This window comes from Shewanella fidelis ATCC BAA-318 (assembly GCF_000518605.1).
Lineage (GTDB): Bacteria > Pseudomonadota > Gammaproteobacteria > Enterobacterales > Shewanellaceae > Shewanella > Shewanella fidelis.
On the sequence record NZ_JADX01000021.1, the window covers coordinates 48,027 to 62,753 of the forward strand.

Annotated in this window: 14 protein-coding genes; 8 read left to right on the top strand and 6 right to left on the bottom strand. The window is 41.8% G+C overall.

Features of this window, described 5'->3' with window-relative positions; genetic code table 11:
- Window positions 1-104 precede the first annotated feature (104 nt).
- From L884_RS0111170 to L884_RS21980, 4 genes are all read left to right on the top strand, one after another.
- Window positions 105-485 (top strand): HAD-IIIC family phosphatase, encoded by a 381-nt coding sequence (locus L884_RS0111170; RefSeq protein WP_028767590.1) that lies wholly within the window; start codon window positions 105-107, stop codon window positions 483-485.
- On the top strand, window positions 476-2,056 hold the full coding sequence (locus tag L884_RS0111175) for a hypothetical protein (RefSeq protein WP_028767591.1): 1,581 nt from the start codon (window positions 476-478) through the stop codon (window positions 2,054-2,056). The genes L884_RS0111170 and L884_RS0111175 overlap by 10 nt, the downstream gene beginning before the upstream one ends.
- Window positions 2,056-2,775 (top strand): glycosyltransferase family 2 protein, encoded by a 720-nt coding sequence (locus tag L884_RS0111180; protein ID WP_028767592.1) that lies wholly within the window; start codon window positions 2,056-2,058, stop codon window positions 2,773-2,775. The genes L884_RS0111175 and L884_RS0111180 overlap by 1 nt, the downstream gene beginning before the upstream one ends.
- Before the next feature lie 73 nt (window positions 2,776-2,848).
- Entirely contained in the window at window positions 2,849-3,817 is a 969-nt protein-coding gene (locus L884_RS21980) for a WavE lipopolysaccharide synthesis family protein (protein WP_037410811.1), read from the top strand.
- A 66-nt stretch (window positions 3,818-3,883) separates the two neighbouring features.
- On the opposite strand, the gene L884_RS0111190 is transcribed toward L884_RS21980, so the two are convergent.
- The 4 genes from L884_RS0111190 to L884_RS0111205 form a co-directional block, all read right to left on the bottom strand.
- Complete coding sequence (locus tag L884_RS0111190; RefSeq protein WP_245603111.1) at window positions 3,884-4,867, bottom strand: glycosyltransferase family 9 protein; 984 nt, start codon at window positions 4,865-4,867, stop codon at window positions 3,884-3,886.
- Window positions 4,868-4,973: 106 nt separating this feature from the next.
- On the bottom strand, window positions 4,974-6,077 hold the full coding sequence (locus L884_RS0111195; RefSeq protein ID WP_028767594.1) for a glycosyltransferase: 1,104 nt from the start codon (window positions 6,075-6,077) through the stop codon (window positions 4,974-4,976).
- The gene (locus L884_RS0111200) at window positions 6,078-7,139 is read right to left on the bottom strand and encodes a glycosyltransferase family 9 protein (RefSeq protein WP_028767595.1); all 1,062 of its coding nucleotides are present in this window, start codon (window positions 7,137-7,139) and stop codon (window positions 6,078-6,080) included.
- Window positions 7,140-7,239: 100 nt separating this feature from the next.
- A complete protein-coding gene (locus L884_RS0111205) occupies window positions 7,240-8,196 on the bottom strand; it encodes a glycosyltransferase family 9 protein (RefSeq protein ID WP_245603112.1) in 957 nt (318 codons plus the stop codon).
- A 207-nt stretch (window positions 8,197-8,403) separates the two neighbouring features.
- Between L884_RS0111205 and L884_RS0111215 the strand changes: the two genes are divergently transcribed.
- A complete protein-coding gene (locus L884_RS0111215; protein WP_028767597.1) occupies window positions 8,404-9,135 on the top strand; it encodes a 3-deoxy-D-manno-octulosonic acid kinase in 732 nt (243 codons plus the stop codon).
- Between the two features lie 46 nt (window positions 9,136-9,181).
- Here the strand turns inward: L884_RS0111215 and waaA are convergent, their stop codons facing one another.
- Window positions 9,182-10,447: a lipid IV(A) 3-deoxy-D-manno-octulosonic acid transferase gene (gene waaA / locus L884_RS0111220; RefSeq protein ID WP_028767598.1), complete on the bottom strand. Its 1,266-nt coding sequence runs from the start codon at window positions 10,445-10,447 to the stop codon at window positions 9,182-9,184.
- Between the two features lie 144 nt (window positions 10,448-10,591).
- Here waaA and L884_RS0111225 point away from each other — a divergent pair, with 144 nt between their 5' ends.
- Complete coding sequence (locus L884_RS0111225) at window positions 10,592-11,245, top strand: TetR/AcrR family transcriptional regulator (RefSeq protein ID WP_028767599.1); 654 nt, start codon at window positions 10,592-10,594, stop codon at window positions 11,243-11,245.
- On the opposite strand, the gene L884_RS21985 is transcribed toward L884_RS0111225, so the two are convergent.
- The gene (locus L884_RS21985; protein ID WP_051435614.1) at window positions 11,212-12,048 is read right to left on the bottom strand and encodes a glycosyltransferase family 2 protein; all 837 of its coding nucleotides are present in this window, start codon (window positions 12,046-12,048) and stop codon (window positions 11,212-11,214) included. The genes L884_RS0111225 and L884_RS21985 overlap by 34 nt on opposite strands.
- A 309-nt stretch (window positions 12,049-12,357) precedes the next feature.
- On the opposite strand from L884_RS21985, the gene L884_RS0111235 reads away from it, so the two are divergent.
- Together L884_RS0111235 and tdh are read left to right on the top strand one after the other, a co-directional pair.
- Window positions 12,358-13,554: a glycine C-acetyltransferase gene (locus tag L884_RS0111235; RefSeq protein ID WP_028767600.1), complete on the top strand. Its 1,197-nt coding sequence runs from the start codon at window positions 12,358-12,360 to the stop codon at window positions 13,552-13,554.
- 84 nt (window positions 13,555-13,638) lie between these two features.
- Window positions 13,639-14,664 (top strand): L-threonine 3-dehydrogenase, encoded by a 1,026-nt coding sequence (gene tdh / locus L884_RS0111240; protein ID WP_028767601.1) that lies wholly within the window; start codon window positions 13,639-13,641, stop codon window positions 14,662-14,664.
- The last annotated feature ends 63 nt before the right edge of the window (window positions 14,665-14,727 follow it).

Here is a 14,727-nt window from a genome sequence, read left to right on the forward strand (position 1 = left end):
GCCACATAAAAATAACGTTTCAATCTCACTCCTCAGCCCAAATGACTTAACTCAGCAAAAGGTGTAACATGTGAAGATTAATTAGCGGCCAATAATAACTTTGTATGAAAAGACTTATCGTAGATCTCGACGGCACACTGACAATGGCCGATACCAATAATTATGCTGAAGTCGCCCCGCGCCAAGACGTCATTGATAAACTCAAAGAGTATCAAGCTAAAGGCTTTGAAATTGTTATATCAACGGCTCGCAATATGCGCACCTTTGAAGGTAATGTTGGCAAGATCAATATTCATACGTTACCGATTATCACCGCTTGGTTAGATAAACATAATGTTCCCTATGATGAAATTTTAGTAGGTAAGCCATGGTGCGGTCATGAAGGGTTTTATATCGATGATAGGGCTATTCGGCCATCAGAGTTTGCCAAATTAACCCAAGAAGAAATTGAGCAGCTTATTGAAGCAGACAAAGTATGTATTTAATTACCTCTGCGGCTTTAGTCGCCACTGAACTGCAGTCAGAATTTGGGCCGCTTCCCCCTTGCTTTTTACCCGTGGGCAATAAGCGGCTATTCCACCATCAGTTGGCCTTAATTCCTCAAGGTGAGCGAGTTGTGTTAACCCTTCCTGAAGGGTTCACTCCTAGCCCGTACGATCTTGATGCTCTCAAAAATAACCAAGTTGAATTGCTATATTTACCCACCCATCTCAGCTTGGGAGAATCCATTGTTTATGCGTTAAACCTACTGGAGTTTGAGAGTAACGAACCTCTGTTTATCTTGCACGGTGATACACTGTTTGATCAGTTATCTTCGGCTGTAGATCAGCTTGGGTTAAGCCAAGTTGAAGATAATTATGATTGGGCTGAATATAATCCGACCACTGCCAAACTGAGTAGTTTTTCACGCGAACAACCGCCTAGCAGCGAGTTAATTTCAAATGGCTTTTTCAGTTTTTCAGCCCCCAAAGCCCTAGTACGACATATCATTAAACAAAACTGGGACTTTATTCAGGGCCTCAATGCTTATATCCAAGATAAAGGCATGGCACCGCATATTTACCAAAACTGGTACGACTTTGGCCACAGTCATACCTACTACCAATCAAAATCGCGAATGACCACCCAACGTGCATTTAATGAAATGTGCATTTCCGGGCAGGTGGTTACCAAAACCAGTTACAAAAAGAATAAGCTCTCTGCAGAGGCGAACTGGTATCAAACAATCCCAGGCTCATTGCGCTGCTATACACCGCAACTATTATCGACGGTAGATGCCAAAAACAGTTTCAGTTACAGCATTGAATATTTACACCTAACCGCATTAAATGAGCTTTACGTATTCAGTCATTTGCCAGCTTTTTCATGGCGTAAAATATTAAAAAGTTGCTGCCAATTTCTTAAACATGCAAGCCAGTTTAGCGACAAAGATAAATCTAGCTTAGACGCGCTTTTTGCTACCAAGACCCTGCAACGTTTAGCTGACTACTCAACCAATGCTGCTGTGGATATCAATCAACCTTTAACGGTTAATGGCAAATTGCAGCCTAGCTTGCTGCAACTCGCTAAACTCAGCCTAGATTTTTTACCCGCTGATACGCAAAAAATGAATATTCTTCACGGAGACTTCTGCTTTAGCAATATTCTGTACGACTTTAGAACATGCAATATAAAAGTCATCGATCCGAGGGGAATTGATGTACAGGATAACGTTACAACATACGGCAATACTGCCTATGATATTGCCAAGCTCGCACATTCTGTCATTGGTCTTTATGACTCTATCATTGCGGGTTACTTTAACTGCAGTCTCGATAAGCAAACATTAAATTTCACTATAGCTTCTGACACTCGGCAACAGCAGATTATTGCGGATTTTATCAAGCTTATTTATGAAGAGTTTTCAATAACCGAAAATCAACTCTACGCTATGCAAATCCAACTATTTTTATCTATGTTGCCACTTCACAGTGACAAACCGGAACGCCAACTCGGCTTTATCGGAAATGCATACCGCTTATTTGACAAAATTCAATTAAACACAGGAAGTATCTAATGATTGTAATTCCAATGGCAGGGTTAAGTTCTCGCTTTTTTAAGGCGGGTTATACAGAACCTAAGTACATGCTTCCTGCACACGGCATTCCGTTATTCGATCATGCCGTTTTAAGTTTTAAGGCTTACTTTGAAACCACTGAGTTTGTTTTTATTGTGCGTAGTGACTACAACACACCACAATTTGTCGAGTCTCGTTGCCAAATATTAGGCATTAAAGACTACCAAATTGTTACGTTAGCAGCCGATACACGAGGCCAAGCAGAAACAGTTTATCTCGGTATTGAAGATTGTGATGACACTCTTCCAATCACGATATTTAACATTGATACATTCAGACCGAACTATACTCTGCCCTATGTTGCTGACGAGGGTGACGGCTATCTTGAGGTGTTTAAAGGGCAAGGTAGTAACTGGTCATACGCAAAACCTAAATCGCCAGACAGCGATCAGGTCATAGAAACAGCTGAAAAAAATCCTATTTCAGATCTCTGCAGTACCGGCTTATATCACTTTGCTCATGCAGGAGATTTTAAGCGAGCCTTTCAATTAGAAGCTGCAAAGCCCATTTCTGAATGGCAAAAACAAGAGCTTTACATTGCTCCGTTGTATAACTACTTAATTGAAGAAGGTAAGGATATTCGCTACCACTTAATCGCGCGTGATGAAGTGATTTTTTGTGGCGTGCCTCAAGAGTATTTAGACTTCATTAACGCATAGTTAAACCACTTAGACGCTCAGGCCACAAAATGGCCTGAGATAGCCTTGCCCATTATCATTAAGCCAGCGAAATATGAGTATAAACTTTAAAGATATTAGCGTAGTTATTCAGGGCCCAGTGCAAGCTTATCAAGGACGCTCACAGGAGCCCGGTATCACTCACAAATGTATATCGAGTATCCGCCAGTATTTACCCGGGGCGACGATTATTTTATCAACATGGGAAGGCCAAGATTGCAACGGGTTAGAGCCTGACATTCTCTTATTGAATAAAGATCCAGGCGCAACAATAACCTCTTATAACGCAAAAGGTGAGCCAGGAAAGCTAAACTTTAATCGTCAAATAGTATCAAGCGCCGAAGGTTTAAAGCAGGTAAAAACGGCTTACGCTGTTAAAATTCGCTCTGATAATTTCTTAACAGGTAATAACTTCGTCGCTGCTCAACAAGCTTTTCCTGCTCGTGACAATGCCAGCAAGCTATTTACACAACGAGTTGTTACTAACACCAGTTACTTTCGTCGTTACGCTGACGGTCAGAAAATTGTAATGTTACCAAGTGACTTCTTTCATTTTGGGTTAACTGAAGACTTACTTAAAATCTGGGATCTGCCGCTTTTTGCTGATTTAGAGTTTAACCCCGAACGATTAGGGCAACCACAATACCGTGGCGCACCCAAAATAAGCCCTCACGCAGAGCAAGTTTATTGCAATGCTTGGTTAATGAGGCTTGATAGTCAGGTTCCCTATTTAGATCACCGTCATCAAAGCACTCCTGAATTAATTGCTTATTGGGAACGGTTTATGGCCTCAAACCTAGTCGTATTAGAGCCTGAACAGATTGAACTCGGGCTAATAGATAGATTTATTCCAAAGAGTAAACGTCCCAATGAAATTAGCCATTTAGACTGGCTAATGCTTTACAAACAATACTGCGACCCGAATGCTTCAGTTTCACAATTTGAGGTATTTAAAACTATTGGTTGGAAAAGAATGATCAAGTTACCGTTTAGCTACTTCAAATATAAGCTTAAAAGTCGATAACAATATGAAATGCTCATTAATGTTCAGCCAATACTGAACATTAATGAACTTAGCTATGAAACAAGCTTAAACAAGCAAACGTGATAGCTCTTTTATCGCTATCGTTAAGCCGCTAGGCTCTTGATACAAACTAGATCTAGAACGATTGGTTAATTCAATCGCATCAAATGTAGTTGTCGAAATACTCTCATCCAGTGGACTAGAAAAAATAAAATCAAGCTGTTCACACGCTTGAATACGCTTTGGCTGATCCTTTGAAACTGCAATAGCTACAGTCGGTTTGTTCAAACTCACAGCTTGAAGCAAGGTATCACCGCCACCTAATACCGCTACTTTAGCCCCATCAAGTAAACAGATGAAATCTCTATTGTCTAAAGTCTTTATGGCAACAACAGCATCTGATTTAGGTAGTGCTTTTGGGTAGTTAGGCCCAAAAACCATTACACACTTCAACGCTGTTTTAGCTGCCACCTTTTGTGCTTCACGCCAAAAAATATCAGCAGCCAACCCCGACTCTGCTTGGTGACCACCGGAGCCTGCATTAAACAAAATGTAGCCTTGCTCCTCTAAAGCATAAGACTCGATTAATGCCACTTTTCTTTTTGATTCCGGAGTCGCAAAAACACTCCCGATAAAAACGGGCTCATTACAGCCTATATACTCAAGCTTTTTTTTCTGAAACCAATTGATAGGTCCAATTACAAACTCAGGTTGAGCAACCCAATGACTATCCGTCACTCTAGCTCGGCTAATTTTCATGCCACGCGCTCTTTTTCGCTTGTGCTGACTGATAAAGATCACTTTTGCACCAATCGACTTTGCATGCTTCATTTGAACTTGGCGCCCTGAAGCATCAAAAATAACCGCATCGGGCTGTAATTCACTTATTAACCCATTGACCTCTTTAACTAGCTTTGTCGGAGTATCCTTTAAAATATGAGTAAAGTAGGGGCACTCTTTCGCATAGAAAGCCTCCTGACTAATTGCAAACTGTATTATTGCATTAGGCCATTTTTCCATAACAGCATCAGCAATAATCAGAGAGCGCATATACTCCCCACACCCCTCAGCTGAGGATACGGGCAGAAACAAAAGCTTAGGCGCAAATACATCCATTAAAACACCCTTCTAATACGATACTTCCAGATATCAACCATCACTTCTGACGAATTAAATCTAAATAAGACAAACAGACTTGATGAGCATCAACCTTTTCTAATAAATCAATCTGCTTGATTTCGGGATAATGATTCAAAGCTTCATCGATTTTTAACGCTAAACGTTGTGGGTCTCTTCGTGGGACTAGGAACTGCGCTAAATCACCAGTCAAGATCTCTTTAGGCCCATGCTCGCAGTCAGTACTCACTACAGGGGTGTTACACACAAGAGACTCTATTAATACTGTAGGCAAGCCCTCATAATCAGAGCTTAGCACCATTAATTTTGCCGCTTTTATCCATGGGTAAGGGTTTTGCTGAAACCCTGGTAGAATAATCCGATCCAGTACACCATGTTTCTTAGCAATCTTTCTGGCTTTTTTAGCATTATTACAAAGTAACACTATCGGTAAATCATGCTCCATCTGCTTAATCGCTTTAAAAAGCACATCATGTCGCTTCGGCTTAGCAAATCTACCAACATGGATCAGGAAGTCTCCCTCAGGCAGTCCCGTCACCTCTTCCAACGATTGTTGCTTAATTTTTTCTATTTCAAAAGGGTTATAGATTGTTGTGATAGAAGCAGGAACAATACGCCCCACCCTTTCAATCTCTTCTTTGATCCCCTCTGACACAGTAATTAAATGTTTACCATTAAGCGCCATCTTAGCTCGTAACATTTTAAAATAAGCAATAGGGCCTAATTTCTTCGTTCGCTTTAAAGGTTCTTCAATCGATGAGTGAACAACAAAGTACAACGGACTTACTTTTGAGTGAGAAAGTAATAAATTAGTCTTATCCAAGTTTGAAATAAACAATTCAAACTTACCAATATCTTGCTCCAATGCTTCGATCCAACAATCTAAACGTCGAGCATCACGTTTTGTGTTCCAAAAACTCCCTAGATGCTTGTCCTTTTTTTTATCAAAGCAAAAATGCACTGGAATATCGTTTTCAATATGGTGCTCGCAATGATCAAATAGCACTAAAAGGTGGGGCTCATGCCCCTGTTTAACTAACTCATTAGCTAACGTGAGCATAACCTTTTCTGCTCCACCGCCAGCTAAACTATCAATGACGATTGCAATCCGTCTTTTAGGCATCTATTTGTCCTCCAGTAAACGGGCAATGTCAGCAATACAAACTTCTAACCCATTAACACTTTTCATCTGCTTAGTTTTAGCACTCAAGTCAGCCAAAGTTTCTGGCACAAGTAATTCCTGCACTCCTTGGCACATAGACTCAAAATTCAACTCAGCAGATTTAATAACATCACGCGCTTTACAAGCATTAACTCGAGAAGGCTGATCTTTAGCCACCACGACAGCCAAGGTCGGTACATTCATTGCTATAGCCTGCAACAGCGTGCCACCACCACTCAATACCGCAGCTTTGGCAGCGCTGACTAAACTAATAAAGTCCGCATTATCTAAAGAACGAATGCACACTACGCCCTCAATAGTCGGTATGTCATTCGGGTAGTTCGCACCAAAAACAACAACTGGTTTAAGCTGATTTTTTATGTGTATAGCGACATCTGCAAATAAATCTGCAGCATTGCCTTGGTTATATTTATGTCCGCCAGAACCTGCGCTAAATAAAATAAAAGGCTCATCAGATAAACCATATTTATCTAATAACTTTAACTTGTTAGCACTATCCGGATGAGAAAATATAGGACCTGTGACTATTGGTTCTGGTCGATTAATCAGCTTTAACTTTAATCGTTCAAATATAGATAATGGCGCAATTGCAAACTCTGGCTGTACAACCCAATGGCTATGAGTAACCAAACTGCGGCCAAGCTTTAATCCCCGAGTACGTTTCTTTTTATGCTGACTAATAAATACAACTTTAGCTCCTGATTGATAGGCGTGCTTGAGCTGCGACTTTCTCCCTGAAGCGTCAAAAATAACCATATCGGGTTTTAGATCAGAAATAATAGTATTAACAGCTTTAACCTGCTTTGTCGGAGAGTCTTGCAGAACATGGGTATGAAAAGGACACGAATCCACATAAGGGGCATGCTTGCTTAATGCAAAATGAATTTCTGCATTAGGCCACTGCTTTTGAACACCATTTGCAATTATCATTGACCGCATATATTCACCAATACCTTTTTCACAAGATACAGGAATAAAAAGAAAAACTGGTGCAGTTGGCATATTATCAACTCTCTTTCGAATTAGCCGCAGTGGCCTTAACATCTAAAATAAAACAGGCAACTATATAAATTGCAACTTAAAACAAAGTAGTTCAGCGCCACTAAAAATGCTCACAAACTTGATCAAATTTGGCAATAACAGCTTCAACTTCAATCAATTGCATTAGGTGTTCGCCTTTGGCTCGAGTCCCCCAAGGGATCTTCCCCTGCTTTTGTTGGCGTATAACGTCATCATAAACGCTAACAACTGAACCTAAGCTTGTATACGGTCCTGTTCGCCCCGGATTAGAGTGCGCATATAAACCAATAACGGGTGTCCCCTGAGTCACCGCCATATGGGCTGGGCCAGTATCTGGAGCAAGTACCACCGATGCTTGCTTTAAGATAGCCAGCAACTGCAATAATGAGGTTTTACCAACTTGGTTATCTAAGTTTGACTTCGATGCAGCTTGGATTTTCTCTGCCAGTTCTTTTTCAAGAGGCGTAGGCCCACCACATAACACGACTCGATAACCTTTAGTCACTGCGTAATCAGCGATAGCAGCGTAACGCTCTGGCAGCCAATTACGCTCAGCTTTACTTGCCGCTGCACAAATCACCAATACTTGGCTTTCATCTGGAATTAGCGCTTTAGCGTATTCAGTATCTTCAGCAGGTACAGGAATATTCCAGCTTGGCGTCAAATCTGTTACCCCAATCGCCTTAGCAAACCCCATAAAGCCTTCTAAAACGTGCGGTGTCGCTTGCGGCTCAATAGCGTGATTAGTGACTAACCATTGCCCCTCTTTGGCTCTAAAGCGATCAAATCCAATACGAATTTTGGCCGAAATAGCTAACGATGCGATTGTCGCTCTCAGCGCCACTTGCATATGTAGCAATACATCAAACTTACGCCCTTTGAGATCACGCTTAAGGTTAGCGTAACTACGCCAACCTTGAGACTTATCAAAAATAACAAACTCGACACCGTCAAGATGTTTAAGTAATTGATACTCAACCTTACCCAAGACCCAAGTAATTTTGAGTTGCGGATAACGGCGCTGGATCGCCTGTACCATCGCCACTGCGTGGCATACATCACCAATGGCAGACAGCCTTAAAAGACATAGCGATTCCGCATCACTTAAGTCTAAGCAATTAGAATTTGGGGCTTGATGACAGTCAGAGGTAGATAGGCTCATAATGCTCGAAGGTTATTTGGCGCAATTTACCGATCTTAATGTAGAATGGCTACAGGTGCTATGGTTTAGCTTACAATTATCTCTATGAAGTTTAAAAAAACAGTTCAAGGTGATATCGCATTTTGCGATCACACTCCAAACCAAATTGAACCAAACTGGTTCAATGCTGAGTTTTGGCGCGAAAAGTCAGCCATAACAGGTTCTTCAAAAGGCCGTTACACCACATGGTTTATTGATGCCGGAGTTGTTGATACTGAGCAAAGCCAATGGGTATTGCGCCATTATTACCGTGGTGGGTTTATCGCAAAATTTAGTCGTGATCTGTATCTGTTTAGTAGCTTACACAAAACTCGCGCAGTGGCAGAGCTCAGCTTACTTGATCAGCTATACAAGCAAGGTTTTGCCGTGCCTAAACCGATCGCGGCGAATATTGAACGCTCAGGCTTATTTTATCGAGCAGATCTGATTATCGAGCGCGTGGCTGGTGCAGAGGACTTAGTGGCTCGATTGAGTAAAATTTCGATGACCGAATCGCAGTGGCAAGCACTCGGTGAAACAATTGCTGAATTCCATAATTATGGTGTTTACCATGCCGATCTTAATGCCAAAAACATTTTAATCAGCAATGATAAATTCCATCTGATCGACTTTGATCGAGGTGAAATCCGCAAAGTAAATCCACAATGGCAGCAAGCGAATATGAGTCGTTTATTACGATCATTTAAAAAAGAATTAGCAATATTGCCTAGCCTTAACTTCAGCGAAGCTAACTGGCAACAGCTACATCAAGCTTATATTGCCAAACTTCAAAACTAATAAAAAGGTCAGCCAACAGCTGACCTTTTACTCTTGGTTTATTCCGCTAATCAGTAATCATCGACTCAATAACCGCTAATTGTTTAGCAAGTGAACCTCGGTTTTTTGCTACCACACTTTTAGCGGCGACACTCGCTTGCTCATAAACCTCTGAGTTTACAAACAGCTCAATCAAATGAGCAGCTAATGCATCAGCGTCATCAACCACAGTTAAGCCACCAGCCGACTGTAATAACTCAGATATTTCGATGAAGTCACGATAATTTGGCCCCATCATGACGGGCAATCCCATAGCGGCAGGCTCTAACGGGTTATGACCACCATGTACAATAAGCGAGCCACCAACAAAGGCTTGATCAGCTGCACCATAAAAGGTCAGCAACTCTCCCATCGTATCGCCAAGTACTATCTGAGTCTCTGCTGACACCGCTTGTTGTTGGCTGCGTCTAGCAAGTACTAAGCCCGCGTCCTGTACAGCTTCTGCTGCATTATCAAACTGCTCAGGATGTCGCGGTACCAGCACCATCAAGGCTTTGGGGTACTGACTCAGCAACTGCTTATGCGCCGTAATCAAAGCTGCAAACTCCCCGGGATGAACGGAACCGGCAACCCATACAGGTCTATCTTGTGCATGCCATTGCTGTCGCAACAAGCTTGCTGCATCTAAACGTTGTTGATCAATAGTGATATCAAACTTCAAACTACCACATACACTGACTCGCTCTGGTGCGACCCCAAGGTCAACAAACCGCTGTTTTGCAGCCTCAGACTGCGCCGCAACACCATCAAGCAACTGTAACATTGGCAAACTAAGCTTATGATTTTTTTGATAAGAGTTAGCTGATTTTTGTGACAAACGTGCATTAGCTAATAACACTTGAGAGTTAGACTTTTTAAGATAATGGATTAAATTAGGCCACAATTCAGTTTCCATAATAATGCTGTATTTAGGCGCAACTTGTTTGACAAAGCGACGCGCGCACCAAGCGAGATCAAACGGCAAGTAACAATGTTGCACTGTATCAGCAAACGCTTTTTTTACCTCAGCTGAACCTGTTGGACTCGTTGTTGTTATGGTAATACTCAGTTGTGGGTGTAATTGCTGTAATTGCTTTATCAAAGGCACAGCAGCTAAGGTTTCCCCCATAGAAACCGAGTGCACTAAGATATCGGTTTGGGTTAACTTTTTCAGCCCAAAACGCTCACCCCAACGCCCGCGATAATCAGCACTCTTGAATGCACGAACAGCCAAATAAACCAGTAATAAGGGACTAATAAGGTATAAAACTATCGAATAGAGGTTACGATTCATGAAATTCGGTACTTTAGAGAGTTTTACTTGAAGAATTACGTCAATGCTAACATGATAGTCGCATCTTAACGTAATATCACTTAGGTTAAGTCAACGCTAATATCTTTAAATCACTCTAATGGATCTCAATCATTTAGGACGAATATGAAAACTCGTGACAAAATCGTACAAGCCAGTTTAGAGCTCTTCAATGAACATGGCGAAAGAGCTATCACCACGAATCATATCGCTGCACACCTAAATATTAGTCCTGGGAACCTTTATTACCACTTCCGTAATAAAGAAGACATTATTCGCTCTATCTTCGGCCAGTATGAGCAACACTTAGAGTCAGGCTTTCAACCCTATGCAGATAAAGAGGTCGATATTGATCTGCTTATCGGCTACTTCGATGCCATGTTCTACACTCTTTGGCAGTTTCGCTTTATGTATGCCAATCTTGCCGATATCCTCAGCCGCGATGAGACCTTAAAAAAACGCTATTTAACCGCACAACAAGATGTGTTGGCACGCTGCACTAGTGTACTTGAAAAGCTAAATCAAGATGGTTTTGTGGCAATAGAACCTGATGACATAAAGCCATTGGCTGATACGATAAAAATGCTGGTGAGCTTCTGGATCAGTTATAAGCTCACCCAAACTCAATCAAATATTGGCTCAATCACCAAAGAGTCGCTTTATGAAGGGCTATTACGAGTCATTATGCTGTTTAAGTCCTATGCGACACCGGATTCTCAAGCCACATTTTTAAGGCTAGAAAGCTACTATATTGCCCTTGCCAAAGGAAAAGCTGAGTAACCATCCTCAGCACTCAATGGCGCAATAGCATTTATACCTCTTTCACAGAATGGTTCTTTTTTTTGCACCGTTTGCTCATATATAGCAACACACTCTTCAAGGAAGTTTTTAGCGTTTATTTTGTGATGAATATGATAACAAGCGGCTGTGAAACGCAACTTTTTACATATGAGTCCACTAAAAAACATTCTTTGTAAGAACTCAATATCTTCAGGCCCCCAGCCTTCAAAGTCATTGTTATAACCATTGACTTTGATGGCATCATCACGCCAAAAAGCACAATGCCCTCCCACGCCTCGATTTAGAGTCTGTTTATATGACCGTCTATATTTAGCTGGGAGAAATGGTAATCTAAATGCTTGATCTCTATGTTTAACACCGCGCGTAAAGCAATGAGGAAGTTCATCATTAGAAAGTAACCGTTTACTGGTACTCTCGGTCAAATATGCCCGACGCCCTTGGACAAAAAAACCTTTTTCAGCAGCAAGCATATGATCATGTATAAAATGACGCTCTAAAACCGTATCTCCATCAATAAAAACAATATAGTCTCCAGAGCTCATATTTATCGCTCGGTTACGGCTTAACGCTAATCGATAACCTTTGTCTTCTTGCCAACTGTGTAATAATGGGCAACAAAATTCTGGTTGATACTTTTCAATAAGCTTTCGAGTTAAACAGTTAGAACCATCATCCGCGATGATTACCTCAAAGGGAATTACAGACTGTAATGCCACACTATCTAAAACCTTCCTTAATGCCTCAGGCCAATTGTAGGTAGTGATAATTAAAGACAGCCTCATAAAAACATAATCCTAATGCCAAAATGCACAATACATTGGCATATTGTAGCACCTACAACCTGTACTAAAGCTAAATAGCATGGCTAATATTTTATGAGTATCCCCCCAATAAATTGCTTACATAAGAAAACGGCATAAAAAATCGACACTAAAGAAATGCCTTAGATAAACTAATCAAAATATCGCTCATTCCTTAGTCTAAATAATCTCATTTTTACTGTTGAAAAAAAGGCTGTAGAGCCGCGCCAATTAAGGTTAAAATGCCGCCACTCCACAAAATCAAAATAATGCTAATTAAGGAGAATAAAGGTGCCAAAGACCTCATTCTACGACCAAATAAATCAACAGCTTGCCGACGTTAAAGCCGAAGGCCTATATAAAAGCGAACGCGTCATTGTTTCTCCTCAACAAACTGCAATTGAAGTTAATGGCGACCAAGTAATTAACTTTTGCGCCAATAACTATTTAGGCTTAGCTAATCATCCTGAACTAATAAAAGCAGCCCAAGACGGCCTTGATGCTCATGGTTTTGGTATGGCATCGGTACGCTTTATCTGTGGTACCCAAGATATTCATAAACAACTAGAAGCTAGCCTTAGCGAATTTTTAGGCATGGAAGACACCATTCTTTATTCTTCTTGCTTCGATGCTAACGCGGGCCTATTTGAAACGCTTTTGAGCGCTGAAGATGCAATTATTTCTGACGCATTGAACCATGCATCTATCATTGATGGTGTGCGCCTATGTAAAGCCAAACGCTTCCGCTATGCCAATAACGACATGGCCGATCTTGAAGCTCAGCTAAAAGCAGCTAAAGAGGCCGGTGCGCGCAATATTATGATTGCGACTGACGGTGTATTCTCAATGGATGGCGTTATCGCTAACCTTAATGGCGTTTGTGATCTAGCCGATAAATACGGCGCACTTGTTATGGTTGATGATTCACACGCTGTAGGCTTCGTTGGCCAAAATGGTCGTGGTACTCACGAATACTGTGAAGTGATGGATCGCGTAGACATTATTACCGGTACTCTTGGTAAAGCCCTTGGCGGCGCATCTGGTGGCTTCACTTCTGGTAAAAAAGAGGTCATCGATTGGTTACGTCAGCGCTCACGCCCTTACCTATTTTCTAACTCATTAGCGCCTTCAATTGTCACAGCGTCTATTCACGTACTTGAAATGCTAAAGTCAGGTCAAGCACTACGCGAAGCCGTGTGGGAAAATAGTCGCTATTTCCGCGAGCAGATGTCAGCTGCAGGCTTCACTTTAGGTGGTGCTGACCATGCGATTATTCCAGTCATGATTGGCGATGCCAAACTTGCGAGTGACTTTGCTAACCGTCTATTAACTGAAAACATTTATGTTATTGGTTTCTCTTTCCCTGTGGTACCAAAAGGTCAAGCGCGTATTCGCACGCAAATGTCTGCCGCCCACAGTAAAGAGCAAATTGATAAAGCGATTGCAGCCTTTACTCGCATCGCTAAAGAAATGGGCATTATCAGCTAAAATTACTCTCACAAGGGCAAATAAAATTGCCCTTGTAGAAAGTTAGTCAACAAGTCACCAACTTGACTTGTAAAAGGTTAAAAGATGAAAGCACTGAGCAAATTAAAGCCTGAAGAAGGCATTTGGATGGTTGATGCGCCTAAGCCAGAAATGGGCCATAACGATCTATTAATTAAAATTCGTAAAACGGCAATTTGTGGTACTGATGTACATATCTACAACTGGGACGAATGGTCACAAAACACGATTCCTGTGCCTATGGTTGTTGGCCACGAATACGTTGGTGAAGTCGTTGATATGGGCCAAGAAGTACGTGGCTTTAGTGTCGGCGATCGCGTTTCAGGCGAAGGCCATATCACTTGTGGTCATTGCCGTAACTGTCGCGGCGGACGTACTCACTTATGTCGCAACACCTCTGGAGTCGGGGTTAACCGTGACGGCGCATTTGCAGAATACTTAGTTATTCCAGCATTCAATGCATTCAAAATCCCAGATGATATTTCAGATGATTTAGCCTCAATTTTCGACCCATTTGGTAATGCTGTACACACTGCATTATCTTTCGACTTAGTCGGCGAAGACGTGTTAATTACAGGTGCTGGCCCTATTGGTATTATGGCTGCTGCAGTATGTCGTCACGTCGGTGCTCGCCACGTAGTGATCACCGATGTCAACGAATACCGCTTAGAGCTAGCCCAAAAGATGGGCGCGACCCGTGCTGTAAACGTTGCCAAAGAAAACCTAAAAGATGTCATGCAAGAGCTTGGCATGACTGAAGGTTTCGATGTCGGTTTAGAGATGTCAGGGGTGCCAAGTGCATTCCACTCGATGCTAGATACCATGAACCATGGCGGTAAAATTGCCATGTTAGGCATTCCGGGTGGCGATATGGCTATCGACTGGAGTAAAGTGATCTTCAAGGGGCTCATCATTAAAGGCATTTATGGCCGCGAGATGTTTGAAACCTGGTACAAGATGGCCAGCCTGATCCAGTCTGGATTAGATATCTCGCCAATCATCACCCACCACTACAGCATTGATGAGTTCCAGCAAGGCTTTGATGCCATGCGTTCTGGTCAATCAGGCAAGGTGATTTTAAACTGGGATTAATACCAGTTTTCTATAGCAGCAGTAGTGCATATCATACTTGCATTACTGCTCAACTCACACTCA